A 17,721-nucleotide genomic window follows, 5' to 3' on the forward strand; every position below is an offset into this window, starting at 1 on the left:
GCGCGGCTTCGTGGGCTGGGATGTTGTCCACAGATTCCGAACCGATGTCCGCGCACCCTGTAATTAGCAGAAGCGCTGCTAACACTGTGATCGCGCTGACCACGTTTCTTTGCGATATCAACGCACGTTTCCCTTGATAGTCTGCGGGGTGCTTGACCCCGTTATGAGGAAGTCCTGTGCTTTACCCGCGGCTTGAAGGTCGTGCGCATAGTTCGACATCGTGTCAGCTGACCGTCGGCCGGCGCGCCCACGGCCGCACCGATTCGATCTGCGCACTCAACGACAGCAGAGTGGCCTCGTCGTGCGGCCGGCCGACCAGCTGGATCGACAGCGGAAGCCCGTCGGCGTCAAAGCCGAACGGCACCACCGCGGCCGGCTGGCCGGTGACGTTGAACATCTCCTGAAACGGCACCCGCTGGCCGACGAGCAGCAGCGTCGTGACAGCGCCTCGGCGCTGGTAGGCACCGATCCGCGGTGGCCCGGTCGTCGCGCCGGGGGTGACGACGACGTCGACGTCGTCGAAGATCGACAGCACTCGCGCGCGGACGCGGTCCTCGGCCGCGAGGACGGCGGCCATCCGGCGGTTCGAGAACAGACCGCCCAGCCGTCCTATCCGCCGAGTGCGCGCTTCCAGTCGCTGCGGGTAGGGCATCGTCGCGATGTCGTCGTGCACGCCGCGCAGGTACCGGGGCAGCAGGTTGGTCAGCGTGGCGGTCGGTGGATAGTCCGGATCGCGGGCGACGACGTCGTGGCCGAGTTCGCGCAACAGCACGCCGGCGTCGTGAATCGCGCGACGCTGCGCCCGGCCGACGGGTGCAATCAGAGGCGGAGGAACTTTGCAGCTCAATGCAATTCGTAGCCGATCCGGTGGGCGCGCCGCGGCACCGACGAACCCGCCCGGTGGCGCTTGTATCGAGGTAGTGACGTCGAGGAAAAGCGCTGCGTCGGCGACGCTGCGGGCGATCGGACCGTTGACACTGAGCCCGTACCAAGCGTTGTCATGCGGAGCCAGCGGCACCCGGTCCCGCTGCGGCTTGATCCCGAACACGCCGCACCAGGTGGACGGAATCCGTATCGATCCGGCGCCGTCGGACCCCAGCGCCATCCCTGCGAGCCCCGCGGCCACCGCCGCCGCCGATCCGCCGCTGCTCCCGCCGGGAGTGCGGCCGAGATCCCATGGGTTTCGAGTGGCGCCGTACGTCAGCGACTCGGTAAACGGCCAGATGCACAGCTCGGGCACGTGCGTCTTACCGAGAATCACCGCGCCGGCCTTGCGCAACCTGCTTACCACTTCGGCATCCCGGGTCTTGGCCGGCCCGTGCGCCCCCGTGCCCATCGCGGTGACCTCTCCTGCGACGTCGACGTCGTCTTTGATCGCGATCGGAACACCCAGCAGCGGCAGCCTTTCTCCGGCGTCGATGCGCCGCTGCGCAGCCGCGGCTTCGTCACGCGCCGATTCCGCGAGCACCACGCGGTAGCTGCGCAACAGCGGGTCCAGCCGAGCGATCCGGTCCAGATAGGCCTCGACGAGTGCCGGCGCGCTGACAGTGCCGGCGGCAAGCATGCGGGCCAGCTCGGCGGCGCCGGCGAACGCGATGTCGGTGGTCACGATGCCGCCATTGTCACCGCCCGGTTTCCGACGGTCGCCACGCGGGTACCTGACGGCTCATGAGCACGCCGAAGGACGACGACAAGAGCGAAGGCGACGTCGGGTCGGATCCCAACGTCGCGAGCTCACGCGCCGGCAAAGAAGACGACGAAGACGGCACGTACGTCGGCCGTTCGGGTTCCGACGACGCCATCGACGTCGGTGAGAGCGGCGCAGAGGCCCGCAGCGACGACGGCTAGCTGACTCTGAGCTGTCGCGCTGACACGCCGGCGCCATCCCAATTGCATTACGACATGGGCACATTCGCCCTCCCGTGAAGAGTGGTGAGCAGCTGCGCCAGCCACTCGCGCTCGACTTGATGTGGGTGCACAGGTCGCGAGAACACGATCTACCCGCTAGCTGTGGCACTCAAATTCATTGTCTTGCAACGTATTTCGGAATGTAGCCGGTGCCAGCGGTGGCGCCCCTGAGTCCTTCCCGACGTGAAATCGTTAGCCAACCGCGACATCAAGATCGGGTGTAGATCGGCGGGACTGCGGACAAACGATGGTTCACTACCCCAGAAGCGACGACGTCGATCGCATGTGGTGCGGCATACGAAAGATGGGATGGATACCGAACATGAAGTTCTTTGAACGATTGCGTGGTGCGTGGGGGCGCCGGCTGACGGTCGCTGCGGTGGCCGCGGCGTTGCTGCCGGGGCTCGTCGGCATTGTCGGCAGCATGCCGGCGGCAAACGCGTTCTCGCGGCCCGGTCTGCCGGTGGAGTACCTGCAGGTGCCGTCGCCGTCGATGGGACGCCAGATCAAGGTGCAGTTCCAGTACGGCGGTCCGCACGCGGTGTATCTGCTCGACGGTCTGCGGGCCCGCGACGACTACAACGGCTGGGACCTCGAGCTGCCCACGTTCGAGTGGTACAACGGTTCGGGGTTGTCGGTGGTGATGCCCGTCGGCGGCATGTCGAGCTTTTACACCGACTGGTATCAGCCTGCGACGGGCAACGGCGGCACCTGGACGTACAAGTGGGAGACGTTCCTCACCCAGGAGCTGCCCGCCTACCTGGCCGCCAACAAGAACGTCTCGCCCACGGGCAATGCCGTTGTGGGCCTGTCGATGTCGGGTGGCTCCGCGCTGATCTTGTCGGCGTACTACCCGGACAAGTTCATCTACGCGTCGTCGCTCTCGGGCTTCCTCAACCCGTCTGAGGGTTGGTGGCCGATGCTGATCGGCATGGCCATGAACGACTCCGGCGGCTTCAACGCGACCGCGATGTGGGGCCCGTCCAGCGATCCGGCCTGGCAGCGCAACGACCCGATGCTGCAGATTCCGCGCTTGGTGGCCAACAACACTCGCATCTGGGTGTATTGCGGCAACGGCACGCCGAGCGAGCTGGGCGGCTCTGACCTGCCGGCGAAGTTCCTGGAAGGGTTCACGCTGCGGACCAACGTCACTTTCCGCGACAACTACCTCGCGGCGGGTGGTCGCAACGGCGTGTTCAACTTCCCGGAGAACGGCACCCACTCCTGGCCTTATTGGGGCGCCCAGTTGCAGGCCATGAAGCCGGACATCCAGCAGGTGTTGGGAGCAACTCCCACCGCCTGACCATCGAAACCACTTCGGCCCCGGCACCCCAACCGCCGGGGCCGAAGTGTTTCATCCCCCTCGCCAGCGCAGCGCTTCTAACGCGACCGCGACATGCACGCTGGTGTTCTCCAACGGCCGTGGCAGCATTTCCTCAGCGCGGGCGAGTCTGCGTAGCAACGTGTTTCGGTGGGTGTACAACTTCGCCGCGGCCCTCGACGCGTTGCACTGCTCGCTGACGAACGTCAGCACGGTTCGGTGCAACTCCGGGCCGGCGTGCTCGAAGTCTCCGAGAGTGTCGGAAATGAATCGGTCCGCGCGTTCGGGATCCGACGTGATCAGCGCGACGAGCTCCACGTCGGTGAAGCTGACCACTTTCTGCGCCGAACCCAGCCGGGCCATCATCCGCTGCGTGGTCACCGCGTCGAGGTGGCTGCGCCGGAACCCCTCGATGCCGGTGGCGCTCGGTCCGACCGCGACCCGCACCCCACGCAGGTCTGCCAGCGCGTCAGCGATGCGGGCCGGGTCCACGCCGTCGCGACCCGGAATCCACACCCACCTGGTAGCGGCGCCGGCCATCACGGACAGGGGCCGCCGACCGTCGCCGACGTGCAGCACCGCGTCGGTGGCACGGTCCAGATCGGATAGATCGGCAGTGGGCTGGTCACTCCAGATGACGGCCGCGGTGTGGGTTTGGTCGAGGCGGTAACCGAGCCGGCTTTCCGCGCGCTGGCGGGTGATCGGGGCTCCGTCGAGAATCAGCGCGACCACCTCGCGACGTTCGGCGTGCGTTCCGCGGGTGAGTTGTTCGCGTTCGATCTCCACTTGCCGATAGATGCCCGCGATCGTCGCGTCGACGAACGAGCTGATCGAGCGTGCTGACACGTCGAGCAGTTCGCGCAGCTCCTCCGGGTCCGACGTCAGCCCGAACGCCACCTGCATCCAGAACCGCCATGCGACGTTCTGGCCGATCCGGTATGCATCCACGGCGGACTCGTCGAGGCCACGGCGGATGAAGTCACGTGCCACATCGAGCGTCTCCGGGCTGAGATTCGCAGGCACGGGTGCGCACGGATGGCTGATGTTGGCGGCGGCCCAGTGCAGCAGGTTCGCCCGGTTGCTACGCCGGATCGACTCCGCGAGCACGGGATCGCCGGCGATGACACGCATGTACTCCGACGACAGCGTGGCGGTGTCCAACTCGTCGAGCCATTCCTGCGGCACGTTGAGCAGGAACTCTGCGCCTTGGCGCATCAGCTCGCAGATTCGTGGCGACGGGCGCGGCCACTCCATGTGCAGATGGTAGGTCCGTCGGTGCACATTGCACCAGTAACCCAGCGGAAACGGTGCAACTTGGCATTGTTCGACTGACCCCTCACGCCTGACGATGGGACGCACCGTCAAAGGAGCCAGTGTGATGCCACAAGTCCCCACCGACCACGTCGACGTCCTGATCATCGGCGCCGGTATCTCCGGAATCGGCGCGGCCTACTACCTGCAGACCGAGCGGCCCGGCAAGTCGTACGCGATCCTCGAGGCACGCGGCGACATCGGTGGCACCTGGGACCTGTTCCGCTATCCCGGCATCCGGTCGGACTCGGATCTGCACACTTTCGGCTACGAGTTCAAGCCGTGGGATGACGAGGACGCGATCGCGAGCGCCGACAAGATCCTGGCCTATCTGCGCGAGACCGTCGCCGAGAACGGCATCGGCCGACGCATTCGCTTCGACCACAAGGTTCTCGGTGCGGCCTGGTCGAGTTGCGACGCGCGCTGGTACGTCGACGTCGAGCATGCCGGTGAGCGGGTCACGGTGTCCGCGAACTGGCTGTTCTCCGCGGGCGGTTACTACCGCTACGACGCAGGCTTCACCCCGCACTTCGAGGGCCGCGACCGGTTCAGCGGGCAGATCGTGCACCCGCAGCACTGGCCGGAGAACCTCGACTACCGCGGCAAGCGCGTCGTGGTGATCGGCAGCGGCGCGACAGCGGTCACGTTGGTGCCGGCGATGGCCGGCGACGCGGCGCACGTCACGATGCTGCAGCGCTCGCCCACCTACATCATGCCGGTGCCGTCGAAGGACACGATTGCCAACGCGTTGAAGAAGGTCCTGGGCAGTCGGCGTGGCTACGCGATCACGCGTCGCAAGAACATGCTCAAGCAGCGAGCGGTTTACCGTGTGTGCCAACGCTTTCCGCGTGCGGCCCGGCAGATCATTCGCTACGTCAATGCCCGTCAGCTACCCGACGGCTATCCCGTCGACGAGCATTTCAACCCCAGCTACGACCCATGGGATCAGCGGTTGTGCGCGGTGCCCGACGCAGACCTGTTCAACGCCATCCGCGACGGCAACGCCTCGGTGGTCACCGACCGCATCGTCACGTTCACCGAACGAGGCATCCTGCTCGAGTCGGGTACCGAGCTGGAGGCCGACATCATCGTCACCGCAACAGGTTTGAACTTGCAGGCGTTCGGCGGCATTCAACTCAGCGTCGACGGCGAACCGGTGCATCTGCCCGACACGGTGGCCTACAAGAGCATGATGCTGTCGGGCGTGCCGAACTTCGCGTTCGTGTTCGGCTACACGAACTCGTCGTGGACGCTGAAAGTCGGCCCGCTGTGCGAGCATTTCTGCCGTCTGCTCGACTATATGGACGACCACGGCTACCACATCTGCGTCCCTGAGGTAGGCGATCCGGACATGGCGACCGGTCCACTGCTGGACTTCGACGCCGGCTATGTGAAGCGCGCCGTGCACCAGTTGCCCCGGCAGGGCGACCGCGGCCCGTGGCGCATGGTCATGGACTACCGCCGCGATGTCGAGTTGCTGCGCAACGGCCCAGTCACCGACGAGAATCTGACGTTCCGGACTGCGGCCGACGAGTTGGTGGCGGTCTAATCGCGCACGCGCAGAACGACTTTCCCCTTGGCGGTCCGGTTCTCCAGTGAAGCCACAGCGGCGGCAGCCTGCTCCAGCGGATACACCGCGGGTTCCGGTGCGCGCAGTCGCCCGGAGGAAAGCAGCTTCTCCAGTCCGGCCCACTGCTCGGCCAGCGCGCCCGGATGCGTCATCGTCCACGCGCCCCAGCCGACACCGACGACGTCGATGTTGTTGAGCAGCAACCGATTCACCTTCACCGTCGGAATCTCGCCGCCGGTGAAGCCCACTACCAGCAGCCGCCCCGCCGGTGCCAGCGAACGCAGCGAGTCGGTAAAGCGATCTCCGCCAACGGGATCCATCACGATGTCGACGCCACGACCGTCGGTGAGCTCCTTGACGGCGTCTTTGAACCCGTCGGCCAGCACCACGTCGGTGGCGCCCGCGGCCGTTGCGACAGACCGCTTCTCGTCGGTGCTCACCACCGCGATCGTGCGCGACGCCCCCAGTACCGGCGCCAGCCTCAATGTCGAGGTGCCGATGCCACCAGCGGCACCGTGCACCAGCACGGTCTCACCCTCGGTGAGACGGCCCCGGACCGTGAGCGCGAAGTACACCGTGAGGTCGTTGAACAGAAGGCCGGCGCCGGCTTCGAAGCTGACGTTGTCAGGCAGCTTGAACGTCCGCTGCGGGTCCAGCACCGCGACTTCGGCCATGCCGCCGCTGATCATCGTCAGCCCGGCGACCCGGTCCCCGGGTCGTACGTGGCTGCCGTCCGGGACGCTGCGCACCACGCCGGCGATCTCGCCGCCGGGAACGAACGGTGGCTGCAGCTTGTACTGGTACAGGCCGCGAGACAGCAGCGCATCGGGAAACGCGACACCCGCGGCGTGTACGTCGACCACCACACCGTCGCCGCTGGGCTCCGGGATCTCGGAGATCTCGATTGCGTCTGGACCGTCGAGCCGGGTCACCTGTGCTGCGCGCATGCCACCTCCGATTTGGGTCCGCGGCGACAAAGCCTACTGTTCACACCAACGGCAAGAAATGGAGGCATCCCATGCAGCTTGCGCTGACAGACGACGAGGCGAAGTTCCGCGACGAGCTTCGCGAGTTCTACACCACCGAGATCCCGGCGGAGGTACGCCAGCGGGTACGTGAAGGGGTGTTCGAGCGCGACGACATCGTCAACACACAGAAAACCCTGAACGCCAACGGCTTGGCGGTGCCGAACTGGCCGCTGGAGTGGGGCGGCAAGGACTGGACTCCCACCCAGCACCAGATCTGGCTCGACGAGATGCAGCTGGCCAGTGTGCCGGAGCCGCTGAACTTCAACACCAAGATGGTGGGCCCGGTGATCGCGGAGTTCGGTTCGCAGCAGATCAAGGAGCGCTTCCTTCCCCCGACGGCCAACCTCGACATCTGGTGGTGTCAGGGCTTCTCCGAACCGGAGGCCGGCTCGGACTTGGCGTCGCTGCGCACCACCGCGGTGCGTGACGGCGACAGCTACGTGGTCAACGGGCAGAAGACGTGGACCACGCTGGGGCAGTACGCCGACTGGATCTTCTGTCTGGTTCGCACCGACCCCGGTGCGCCGAAGAAGCAGGCCGGCATCTCGTTCTTGCTGATCGACCTCGACACTCCTGGCATCACGATGCGGCCGATCAAGCTGATCGACGGCAGCGTCGAAGTCAACGAGGTGTTCTTCGAAGACGTCCGAGTGCCTGCCGATCAGCTGGTCGGCGAGGAGAACCAGGGCTGGACCTACGCCAAGTTCCTGCTGGGCAACGAGCGCACCGGCATCGCGGGCGTCGGCCGAACCAAGGTGAAGCTGGCGTCGGTCAAGCAGCACGCCGCGCAGAAGGGAATGCTCGCCGATCCGTTGTTCGCCGCGCGCTTGGCTGAGGTCGAAAACGACCTGCTGTCACTGGAATTGACGCAGATGCGGGTGGTGGCGGGATCGGCGGACGGCAAACCGAACCCGGCCTCGTCGGTGCTGAAACTCAGGGGAAGCCAGCTGCAGCAAGCGGCCACCGAACTGCTGGTCGAGGTCGCCGGCTTCGACGCGCTGGGCGGTGGTGACGACTGGACCGGACGCGCTGCTCCGACCTATCTCAACTATCGGAAGACCTCGATCTACGGCGGCAGCAACGAAATCCAGCGCAACATCATCGCGTCGACGATTCTCGGATTGTGAGGTAGGCCATGGACTTTCAATTCTCAGAAGAGCAGATCCTGCTGCGCGACACCACCCGCAGCCTGTTGTCGCGCAGCTACGACCAGGAGAGCCGCAACAAGGTCGCCGACACCGAGCTCGGCTGGAGTCGCGAGGTGTGGAATCAGTTGGCGGAGATCGGGATTCTGGGTCTCGGGTTCGACGAGGACGCCGGCGGGCAGATCGAGATCCTAGTGGTGATGACGGAAGTCGGCCGCCATCTGGCGCCGGAACCGGTCGTCTTCGGTGCGCTGGCACCGGGCGGGCTGATCGCCGAACTGGGCACCGACGCACAGCGCGGGCTGCTCGACGAGGTCGCCGGCGGCCAGCGGCTGCTGGCTTTCGCTCACGAGGGCACCACTTCGGCTGCGCGACAAGGAGATTCATGGACGCTGAGCGGCCGCAAGAACCCCGTGCTTGCCGGTGACAGCGCCGACACGTTGGTGGTGAGTGCCGCATTACCCGACGGCGGCACCGGGCTGTTCGTCGTCGACGCGGCTGCCACGACCAGGCGCCCATACCGCACCTTCGACAGCCGCCGCGCAGCGCAGATCGACTTCGAAGAAACGCCGGCGGAGCCGCTGGGTGATGCGGTCGACGCGTCGGAGCACATTGCGACCGCCCTGATCCGGGCGCAGTCGGCGTTGTGCGCCGAAGCCGTCGGCGCGATGGAGGAGGCGCTGCGGTTGACCACCGAATACCTCACCACCCGAAAGCAATTCGGCGTGACGCTGAACAAGTTCCAGACGCTCACTCAGCGGGCGGCCGACATGTACGTGTCCCTGGAGATGGCCCGCAGCATGAGCCTGTACGCCGCGATGTCGATCGCGGACGGCCGGCTGGATCCGGTGGTTGCGTCGCGCGCCAAGCTGCAGATCGGCCGGGCGGGCCGACACATCGGGCAGGAGGCGATCCAGCTGCACGGCGGCATCGGCGTGACTGCGGAGTATCCGGTCGGCCACTACACCGCCCGGCTGACCGCGATCGAGCAGACGCTGGGCTCGTCCACGGACCACCTGCGCAGGCTCGTCGAGCACGTCGGCGACTACGACATCGTGACGTTGTGACCGTCGCGCCGAGCGTGAGCTGGTGGCGATATTTCGGCCGATTTTTCGCAACCAGCTCACGCTCGGCGCGGGAGTTGCACAGACCAGCGAGCGTTCAGTTGACCAGCCGCGCGATCGACCGCAGCGGAATCGACAGCCACGTCGGGCGGTGCCGCGCCTCGTAGGCGGCCTCGTACACGGCTTTGTCCAACTCGTACGCCGACAGCACGGTCGCCGAGTCGCGGGGATCGGCGCCGGCCACCGCGGCGTATCCGTCGCAGAACGCGGCCTGGTTGCGTTCCACCCACTCCCGCGCCCGGGCGGCCAACTGCTTGGCCGTGTCGCCGTCGTGGTCCACCAGCCGCTGATAGGCGGCGTACTCGTAGGACCGCAGCATGCCTGCCACGTCGCGCAACGGCGAGTCCGGCTTGCGCCGCTCGTCCAGCGGCTGCCCCGGCTCCCCTTCGAAGTCGATCAGCAGCCAGGTCTCCGGTGTCCGCAGCACCTGGCCGAGGTGCAGATCGCCGTGGATGCGCTGCACCGTCGTCGTCTCGCCGACGAGCTTGTGGAACCGCTCCTCGATGGCCGGCGCGAACTGCTGCAACTCCGGCACCGAAGCCGCCGCTGACGTCAACCGCCCCAGCATCACGTCGACCGGGAAATCGGCCGTCGAGGTGCCCAGCTCGGCGGCCAGCGTCGCGTGCACCGACGCCACCGCCTCACCCAGCCGGTACGACTCCCCGGCGAAGTCACCGCCGACCTCGTACGCGTAAAGGTCGCCCTCCGCGAACAGATCACGCGTGCTGGCCGTCGCCATGTCCCAGCCTTCGGCGGAGTTCGCCGCGAATTCGGTGACCATGCCCAACGGCCAGTCTTGCCCGTCCAGCCGCATTTCGATCGAGCCGAGCAACGCGGCGACGTGCGGATTGCCCGCCCGCGCGAGCACCCGGTTCAGCTCGATGTCGGGGTTGATCCCGGGCGCGATGCGGCGGAACACCTTGAGGATGGCTTCCTGCTCGAAGATCACGCTGGTGTTGCTCTGTTCGGACTCGAACACCCGAGGGGCAGCGTCGACTGGCAGCCTCGCGCCGGGCTCCTTCGCGAACCGGACGTCACCGCGGGTGGCGTCGGCGTCGATCAGCGACACCAAGAAGTGTGCAGCGGCGGGGTCGTACAGCGCGTCGTACCCGGTGTGCTCCCCCTCCGGTCCGGACGACGTGCCGATGGTCGCGACGTGGCTGTACTCGTCGGGCGGCGGGCAGTCCCACAGCACAATCACCTGGTAACGCTCGGATGAGCCGTCGGTGTAGGACACGTCGACGAGAACCAACTCGAGGTCCTCGCGCAGCGGCACCACCCGGGCAGGTTGCGCCGCTGCCAGCTCCCGACTGCGCCCCGCGTACCAGCGCTGCCGGGGAAGCCATTCGGCAAAAGGCAGGTTCATGTGTTCCTCGCGCAAGCTCATCACCGATTCTCCTCGAACATGCGCAGCTGGAACCAGTAGAAACCGTGGCCCGGCAGTGTCAGCAAGTACGGCAGGTGCCCGATCCGCGGGAATTCGACGTGCCCGGTCAGCTCGACCGGCGTGTAGCCGTTCCAGTGCTGCAGATACAGCTCGATCGGCTGCGGAAAGCGCGACAGGTTGTTGACACACAACACCAGGTCGTCTCCGTCTTCGCGCAGGTACGCCAGCACCGACGGGTTCGACCCGCCCAACTCCTTGAACGTGCCGGTGGCGAACGCGGGGTGGCGGCGCCGCACCGCCAGCATCGTGCGGGTCCAGTTCAGCAGCGAGGTGGAGCTGTCCAGCTGCGCCTCGACGTTCACCGACTGATAGCCGTAGATCGGGTCCTGGTTCGGTGGCAAGTAGAGCCGGCCCGGGTTGGCCTTCGAGAAGCCCGCGTTGCGGTCGGGCGTCCACTGCATCGGAGTGCGCACGCCGTCGCGGTCACCGAGCCAGATGATGTCGCCCATCCCGATCTCGTCGCCGTAGTAGATGACCGGCGACCCTGGCAGAGACAACAGCAACGCGGTGAACAGTTCGATCTGGTTGCGGTCGTTCTCCAGCAGCGGAGCCAGCCGACGACGGATGCCGACGTTGGCCTTCATCCGTGGGTCTTTGGCGTATTCGGCGTACATGTAGTCGCGCTCTTCGTCGGTGACCATCTCGAGCGTCAACTCGTCGTGGTTGCGCAGGAAGATGCCCCACTGCGCCATTTCGGGAATCGGCGGCGTCTGGGAAAGGATCTCCGAGATCGGGATCCGCGACTCGCGCCGCACGGCCATGAAGATGCGCGGCATCAGCGGAAAGTGAAATGCCATGTGGCATTCGTCGCCGCCGGTGGCCGGGTCGCCGAAGTACTCGACGACGTCGGCCGGCCACTGGTTGGCCTCGGCCAGCAGCACCCGGCCGGGGTATTCGTCGTCGAGCACCTTGCGGCAGCGCTTCAAGAACGCGTGCGTCTCCGGCAGGTTCTCGCAGTTGGTGCCCTCCCGCTCGAACAGGTACGGCACGGCGTCGAGTCGGAAGCCGTCGATTCCGAGGTCCAGCCAGAACCGCAGTACGTCGATCATCGCCTCTTGCACCGCGGGGTTGTCGTAGTTCAGGTCGGGTTGGTGCGAGAAGAACCGGTGCCAGTAGAACTGCCGACGGACCGGGTCGAATGTCCAGTTGGACTCCTCGGTGTCGACGAAGATGATCCGCGCCTCGGAGTACTTGTCGCTGGTGTCGCTCCACACGTAGAAGTCGCCGTACGGCCCGTCCGGGTCGCGGCGGGATTCCTGGAACCACGGGTGGGAATCGGAGGTGTGGTTCATCACCAAGTCGGTGATCACCCGGATGCCACGCCGGTGTGCTGCGTCCAACAGTGCGACGAAATCCTCGACAGTGCCGAAGTCGGGCAGCACCTTGTAGAAGTCACGGATGTCGTAGCCGCCGTCGCGCAGCGGCGAGTCGTAGAACGGCGGCAACCACAGGCAGTCAACGCCCAGCCACTGCAGGTAGTCGAGTTTCTCGGTCAGGCCGCGCAGGTCGCCGGAGCCGTCGGCGGTCGCGTCGTAGAACGCTCGCACCAGCACCTCGTAGAACACCGCGCGCTTGTACCAAGTCCGGTCCGGCGGCAGGATCCGCGCGTGCCCGAAGTCCTCGGCGGTGGGATGCTCTACGAGTCCGTCTTCGACGTGGCTGCCCTGCGAGCGATGAGTGCCATGATCCGGATCGCCGACGTCGTGTGTCATCTGCATCAGAATCTCACCTACCCGGACACGCGCAAACCCAACCCCGGCCGGCGAAAGCCATTGCGCCGCCTACTGCTCGAATTCCAGGTGGTGCCGGATCTCCTCGGCGGCGGCTTGTAACGTCCGCGAGACGATGCCGCGCCCGACGAGCTCGCCGAACCACGCAGTGCCCCATCCGGTCAGCGCGAACGTCAAAGACAGGGTGATACGGCATCCGAGCTCGTCGTCGTCGACATGTGCGTCAAGCGAATGCCGCGTTCCCGACAGTGATCGCCACCTCAGCTGCCGGTTCCCCGCTTGCGTCACCAGCACTCGGCCGCCGAGATAGATTGTGCCGCTTCGCATGAACACGTCCCATAGTTGGCCTTCGTCGCTGTCGCCGACGAACATGCAGCGCTTGAACGTCGACACTGCCGGAACCAGCTTGTGCATGTCGGTGAGGAACGCGGCGGCTTCGTCGGCCGGGCATTTCACCGTCTTGGTGACGGAGACCGTTTGCGCCATCGCCTCACCTGATCATGGGAACGACGGTTTTGCTTGCCAGCTTTGACAATCCGACTTGCATCACGCTGGTGACGTAGTCGTAGGCGAGGTCCCAGTCGGGGTGCTGGCCGAACCGGTCCTGCATGTCGATCGGTTCGAGCACCTGCATCCGGATTTTCGCGGGAAACGGAAAGTGCGGCAGCGGCAGCGGTGACAACCCCCACGGCATGCTGAATGTCAGCGGCAGGCTTTTGACCCGCAGCAGCTTGTCGAGCCGCAGAGCCTTCGCGGTGCGCCGGCCGTCGTTGAGCACGAACAGCGTGTCGTGTCCGCCGGTGGCGACCACCGGCACGATCTTGACGCCGTTCTGGTGGGCCAGCCGCAAAAAGCCCTTACGGCCGGAGAACACGATCTTGTGCCGATCACGCCACGGCCGCAGCGCCTCGACGTCACCGCCCGGGTAGACCAGCGCGCACCCGCCACTGGAGAAGATCTTCTCCGCACACGAGTTGTCGGCCGGGACGACGCCGAGCTTGCGTGTCAGCGGGCCGATCCCGGGCGCCTTGGTGACGGTGTCGTGTGCGAGCGCGTACAGCGGCCGTCCTTCGACCGTGAAGTAGGTGTTGTAGGCGAGCAGGAAGACGAAGGTGTCGGGGGTGGCACCGCCGCCGCTGTGGTTGCCGACGAACAACACCGGCTCGTCGGGCACATTCTCGAAGCCGTCCACTTCGGCGCGGAACCACACCGTCGCCGCAAGCCAGAGCGTGGGCAGCACGTTGCGGATGAACTCGGGGTCGCGGCCCCGTAACTCCTCGGGAACGTCCACGACAGCGTGCCGTGGTTCAGCGATTGGCCGTCGACGCCTGCAACCGCGACAGGTTCTCCACCGACTTGCGCACGTCGCTCTTCAGTACGCGCGCCACCAGCGAGCCCACCGGACCGGACAGCACGCCGCCGCACAGGTCAGCGCAGAGGTGGAATTCCGAGCCGCGGCGGTGCTCGGCGATGGTCAACGTCAGCGCGATCCGCACCCCGCCGAAACCGTGGCCTTTCATCTCGATACACGACGGCGGGTTGAACTGGGTGACCTTCCAGTGGATGGTGTTACGAAAGCCCTTGACTTTGATGCACGACGACACCTCGGTGCCTTCTTCGATGGTGTCCGGCACCTCGCTTCGCCAGCCGCCGAAGATGGTCAGCCACTCGTCGAAGCGGTTGAGGTCCGACGCCAACTCCCACGCCTGTTCGGGGGTCATGTCGGCGGCCACCGACACGTCAACTTTCGCCATCGCAAGCTCCCTTCGCTGCTGTCCCCGTACCCAGCGAATCGCCGCTCTTAACCGCCGAGCTCACGGACCGCCACGTCCAGGTTTTCCGCCTGCTCGGCGAGTTCCCGCTCCGACAGGTCCCGGCCACCGGTGCGTCTGAGCAGCTCGTCGCGTGTGATGACCTCCAGCGCGCCCCGGTATTGCTCGGAGTCGCGCTGCTCCCGACCCAGCACTTCGGTGCGGCCCTCGATGAGCACCAGCGCCGTGTCGGGCTGCTCGGCGTCGAGCAGCTTGCGCACGTCGTCGACCGAAATCGTCATGACTTGCCCCGTCCTGTTCGCTGCTGCAGCTGGTCGATGAGGTCCGACGCCTGCGCCTTGGTGAGGTCGTCGGGCACTTGCTCTCCGGCTTCCTGCGCCAGCGTGTTGAGGTAGCTGCGCTGGGCTCCGGTCATCGGTTCGTCGCCGGTCACCCAGTCCGCCGGGTCCTTCTCCGGATTCTCCGCGGGCGCCCTGTCGGCATTCTCGCTCATTACCCACACCCTTCTGTCAGTGTCCGGGGTAGGGATGCCCGCCAGTTCTGTTTGGTATGCGTCAGCTGGTCAGTACTTGTGGTGAGAGTTCTTTGAGCATGGCGTTGGCCCAGCGCATCTGCCGAAGGGTCTGCGGGTGGCATTGCGCGGTGAGCGCCAGTAGGTCTTTGTCCTTGGTGGCCTGCGCGGCTTGGCCCAGCAGTTCCCAGTCCAGCGACACCCCGGCCGCTGACCGGTGTGCGCGGCGCAGGTCCGCCAGCAGCATCAGCGCCGGTTCCGGCCGTCGGCGCAGCGCCTCGCTGATCCTGGTCTGCAGCGCCGAGGTGAGCGACGTGGTGCGCGGATGCGCCGACAGACGCACCCCGTGGCGCTTGCCGTGCTCGGCGAGTTCTTGGATGTGCTGCTGCGACCACCCCGCCAGGTCCAGCGCCAGGTGGACGATGTCGCTGTCGGCGTGGTGACGCGCGGCAATGCCGTGCAGTGTCTGCGCAAGTTTACGTTCTGAGCGGTGCAGCTCGTGAATTGCCAAGCCGATCTTCATGATTGGGCCTTTCGCACACCAGCCGCCGCAGTCTTGAAGATCGGCTGCTTGGACACCGGGTCCCAGTCGGTGAGGGTCATCTCGTTGGCGGCGCGGTGGTGGACGTCCTCGTCACCGGACTCGTCGACGTCCCAATAGCCGTAGTGGAACGGCAGGAACACCACGCCGGGCCGGATCTCGGTCAGGCGCACGGGCGCGACGACGCTGCCGCGCGCGGTCTTCACCTCGACGACGTCGCCGTCGGCGATGCCGGTGCGTTCCCCGTCAGTGCGCGACATTTCCACCCACACATCGGGTGCGGCTTGCTGAAGTTGTTGTGCTCGTGCGGTTTTGGTGCGGGTATGGAAATGGTAGACGGTCCGGCCGGTGATCAGCGCGTACGGGTACTCGCTGCTCGGCCGCTCATGCGGCGGCATGTACTCCGCGGCCTTGATGATCGCCTTGCCGAACGGGTTCATCGCCCGGTATTCGGTCGGCTCCAGCGGCGCACCTGTGATGAGGTCCTTGCCGTAGGCCTCGCAGTAGTCGGGCTTTGCCCAGAACGCGCCGTCGGCGTAGAGGCGTTCGGTGCCATCGGGATGCTCTGCGTTGCAGGGCCATTGGATGCCGCTGCGGCCGCGTAGCTTGTCGTAGGACAGGCCCGTGTAATCACAGGGCCGGCCTTCGGTGCACTTCTTCCACGCCTCGAACGCCGACTCCGGATCGTGCCACGGCAGTAGCGGAGCGCCGTCCTTGTCGCGAAAGTCCATCCGGCGCGCATAGTCCAGGAAGATGTCGAGGTCCGGTCGCGCGTCACCCGGCGGGTCGACGGCCTTCTCCGAAAGGTGAACGGTGCGATCGGCATTCGTGAATGTGCCGGTCTTCTCGCCCCACGCCGCCGCCGGCAGCACCACGTCGGCCAACTCGGCGGTCTCGGTCAGGAAGATGTCCTGAACCACCACGAACAGCCGTTCCTGCGCAAGGATGTCGCGGATGCGGCTGAGTTGCGGCAGCGACACCGCCGGGTTGGTTGCCGTGATCCACAGCATCCGCACGCTGCCTTCCTCGGCGTAGCGGAAGATCTGCATCGCGTGTGTCGGCGGCGCGTAATGCGGAATCTGGATCGGGTCGATGTTCCAGAGCCGGGCGAGCTCTTCGATGTGAGCGTCGTTGGCCCAGTTGCGGAATCCGGCGAGATCTCCGTCGGCGCCGCATTCGCGGGTGTTCTCTGCGGTGGGTTGTCCGTTCATCTGCAGCACTCCGCAACCCGGTTTGCCGAGCATGCCGCGAACCAGGTGGATGTTGTTCACTTGCACCGATGCCGCGGTCGCCTGATGCGACTGGTAAAAGCCCTGCAGCACAGTCGACATCAGCCGCTGGGCGGTGCCGATCAGCCGGGCGGCCTCTCGGATCTTCTCGGCGTCCACCCCGCAGATCGATGCGGCCTTCTGCGGCGGGAACTCCTCGACCCGCTTGCGCAGTTCCTCGAAACCGACGGTGTGTGCGTCGATGTAGTCGCGGTCGATCCAGCCGTTGGCGACGATCTCGTGCAGCAGCCCGTTCATCAACGCGACGTTGGTGCCCGGCAGCGGTGCCAGGTGCACGGTGGCGTGCTGTGCGACAGGAGTGGGCCGCGGGTCGACGCAGATGATCGCCGGCGGCGACGGGCCGGCCAGCCGGTCCAGCATCCGCATCCACAGCACGGTCTGCGTCTCGGCGACGTTGTGCCCGTACAGCGCAATCACATCGGCGTGGTCCACGTCGGTGTAGGAGCCGGGCTGGCCGTCGCAGCCGAACGACTCCTTGAGCGCCTCGGCGGCTGTCGCCGTGCACAGTCGGGTGTTGCCGTCGACGTGGTTGGTGCCGAGCGCGCCGTGCGCAATGACTCCCTGGGTGTAGTACTCCTCGGCGAACAGCTGCCCGGAGGTGTAGAACGCAACCGAGCTCGGACCACGCTCTTGCAGCAACGACTTACTGCGCCTGACGATCTCGCTCATCGCGGTGTCCCAGTCAGTCTCCACGAGCCGACCGCCGCGCCGGATCAGCGGCGTGGTGAGCCGATCCGGCGACGCGTTGGCCTGCCAACCGAACAAGTCTTTGGGATCCACCCGGCCGTGGTTGACGCGGTCGATGGCGCGGCCGCGCACACCGACGATGCGTCCGTCGCGCACCGCGATGTCGATGCCGTCGCCGTTGGAATGCAGCACCGCCGCCGACTGCACCCAGCGCTCGACCGTGTCCGGCGTCATCCCCTCGGCAAGGTAGGTGTCGACGCGTTCCGGCCACCGCTGCCCCGGTCCATACGGTGTCCTGCCGCCCCACGGGTTCGCGATGCGCTCCGCTGTCGCCACC

Annotated in this window: 17 protein-coding genes; 5 read left to right on the forward strand and 12 right to left on the reverse strand. The window is 66.2% G+C overall.

Features of this window, described 5'->3' with window-relative positions; translation table 11 throughout:
* Window positions 1-223 precede the first annotated feature (223 nt).
* Window positions 224-1,612, reverse strand: coding sequence for an amidase (locus AC5Y4N_RS08885; RefSeq protein WP_499906262.1), 1,389 nt, complete (start codon window positions 1,610-1,612; stop codon window positions 224-226).
* 56 nt (window positions 1,613-1,668) lie between these two features.
* Here AC5Y4N_RS08885 and AC5Y4N_RS08890 point away from each other — a divergent pair, with 56 nt between their 5' ends.
* Window positions 1,669-1,848, forward strand: a complete 180-nt coding sequence (locus AC5Y4N_RS08890; RefSeq protein WP_499904658.1) for a hypothetical protein — start codon at window positions 1,669-1,671, stop codon at window positions 1,846-1,848.
* A 382-nt stretch (window positions 1,849-2,230) separates the two neighbouring features.
* A complete protein-coding gene (locus AC5Y4N_RS08895) occupies window positions 2,231-3,211 on the forward strand; it encodes an esterase family protein (protein ID WP_499904656.1) in 981 nt (326 codons plus the stop codon).
* A gap of 51 nt (window positions 3,212-3,262) precedes the next feature.
* Here the strand turns inward: AC5Y4N_RS08895 and AC5Y4N_RS08900 are convergent, their stop codons facing one another.
* The gene (locus AC5Y4N_RS08900; protein ID WP_499904654.1) at window positions 3,263-4,483 is read right to left on the reverse strand and encodes an Rv1453 family transcriptional regulator; all 1,221 of its coding nucleotides are present in this window, start codon (window positions 4,481-4,483) and stop codon (window positions 3,263-3,265) included.
* Between the two features lie 124 nt (window positions 4,484-4,607).
* Here AC5Y4N_RS08900 and AC5Y4N_RS08905 point away from each other — a divergent pair, with 124 nt between their 5' ends.
* On the forward strand, window positions 4,608-6,089 hold the full coding sequence (locus AC5Y4N_RS08905; RefSeq protein ID WP_499904652.1) for a flavin-containing monooxygenase: 1,482 nt from the start codon (window positions 4,608-4,610) through the stop codon (window positions 6,087-6,089).
* Here the strand turns inward: AC5Y4N_RS08905 and AC5Y4N_RS08910 are convergent.
* The gene (locus AC5Y4N_RS08910; protein WP_499904650.1) at window positions 6,086-7,057 is read right to left on the reverse strand and encodes an NADPH:quinone oxidoreductase family protein; all 972 of its coding nucleotides are present in this window, start codon (window positions 7,055-7,057) and stop codon (window positions 6,086-6,088) included. The genes AC5Y4N_RS08905 and AC5Y4N_RS08910 overlap by 4 nt on opposite strands.
* Window positions 7,058-7,128: 71 nt before the next feature.
* Here AC5Y4N_RS08910 and AC5Y4N_RS08915 point away from each other — a divergent pair, with 71 nt between their 5' ends.
* Window positions 7,129-8,265: an acyl-CoA dehydrogenase family protein gene (locus AC5Y4N_RS08915; protein WP_499904648.1), complete on the forward strand. Its 1,137-nt coding sequence runs from the start codon at window positions 7,129-7,131 to the stop codon at window positions 8,263-8,265.
* A gap of 8 nt (window positions 8,266-8,273) precedes the next feature.
* Complete coding sequence (locus AC5Y4N_RS08920; protein WP_499904646.1) at window positions 8,274-9,350, forward strand: acyl-CoA dehydrogenase family protein; 1,077 nt, start codon at window positions 8,274-8,276, stop codon at window positions 9,348-9,350.
* A gap of 94 nt (window positions 9,351-9,444) precedes the next feature.
* Here the strand turns inward: AC5Y4N_RS08920 and AC5Y4N_RS08925 are convergent, their stop codons facing one another.
* The 9 genes from AC5Y4N_RS08925 to AC5Y4N_RS08965 all read right to left on the reverse strand — a co-directional run bounded on the left by AC5Y4N_RS08925 (window position 9,445) and on the right by AC5Y4N_RS08965 (window position 17,720).
* The gene (locus AC5Y4N_RS08925) at window positions 9,445-10,773 is read right to left on the reverse strand and encodes a maltokinase N-terminal cap-like domain-containing protein (RefSeq protein ID WP_499906260.1); all 1,329 of its coding nucleotides are present in this window, start codon (window positions 10,771-10,773) and stop codon (window positions 9,445-9,447) included.
* 20 nt (window positions 10,774-10,793) lie between these two features.
* Window positions 10,794-12,566 (reverse strand): maltose alpha-D-glucosyltransferase, encoded by a 1,773-nt coding sequence (gene treS / locus AC5Y4N_RS08930; RefSeq protein ID WP_499904644.1) that lies wholly within the window; start codon window positions 12,564-12,566, stop codon window positions 10,794-10,796.
* Window positions 12,567-12,635: 69 nt separating this feature from the next.
* Window positions 12,636-13,070, reverse strand: a complete 435-nt coding sequence (locus tag AC5Y4N_RS08935; protein WP_499904642.1) for an SRPBCC family protein — start codon at window positions 13,068-13,070, stop codon at window positions 12,636-12,638.
* Window positions 13,071-13,074: 4 nt separating this feature from the next.
* Window positions 13,075-13,875 carry a lysophospholipid acyltransferase family protein gene (locus AC5Y4N_RS08940; RefSeq protein WP_499904640.1) on the reverse strand — a complete coding sequence of 267 codons (801 nt, stop codon included), beginning with the start codon at window positions 13,873-13,875 and terminating at the stop codon, window positions 13,075-13,077.
* Window positions 13,876-13,891: 16 nt separating this feature from the next.
* Window positions 13,892-14,338 (reverse strand): type II toxin-antitoxin system Rv0910 family toxin, encoded by a 447-nt coding sequence (locus AC5Y4N_RS08945; protein ID WP_499904638.1) that lies wholly within the window; start codon window positions 14,336-14,338, stop codon window positions 13,892-13,894.
* A gap of 47 nt (window positions 14,339-14,385) precedes the next feature.
* The gene (locus AC5Y4N_RS08950; protein ID WP_499904635.1) at window positions 14,386-14,637 is read right to left on the reverse strand and encodes a hypothetical protein; all 252 of its coding nucleotides are present in this window, start codon (window positions 14,635-14,637) and stop codon (window positions 14,386-14,388) included.
* Entirely contained in the window at window positions 14,634-14,849 is a 216-nt protein-coding gene (locus AC5Y4N_RS08955) for a DUF3072 domain-containing protein (protein WP_499904632.1), read from the reverse strand. Before AC5Y4N_RS08955 ends, AC5Y4N_RS08950 begins: the two co-directional genes overlap by 4 nt.
* Window positions 14,850-14,910: 61 nt before the next feature.
* Window positions 14,911-15,390 (reverse strand): hypothetical protein, encoded by a 480-nt coding sequence (locus AC5Y4N_RS08960; RefSeq protein ID WP_499904628.1) that lies wholly within the window; start codon window positions 15,388-15,390, stop codon window positions 14,911-14,913.
* Window positions 15,387-17,720 carry a molybdopterin oxidoreductase family protein gene (locus AC5Y4N_RS08965; RefSeq protein WP_499904626.1) on the reverse strand — a complete coding sequence of 778 codons (2,334 nt, stop codon included), beginning with the start codon at window positions 17,718-17,720 and terminating at the stop codon, window positions 15,387-15,389. Before AC5Y4N_RS08965 ends, AC5Y4N_RS08960 begins: the two co-directional genes overlap by 4 nt.
* Window position 17,721 lies beyond the last annotated feature (1 nt).

The organism is Mycobacterium sp. NGS19 (assembly GCF_059813155.1).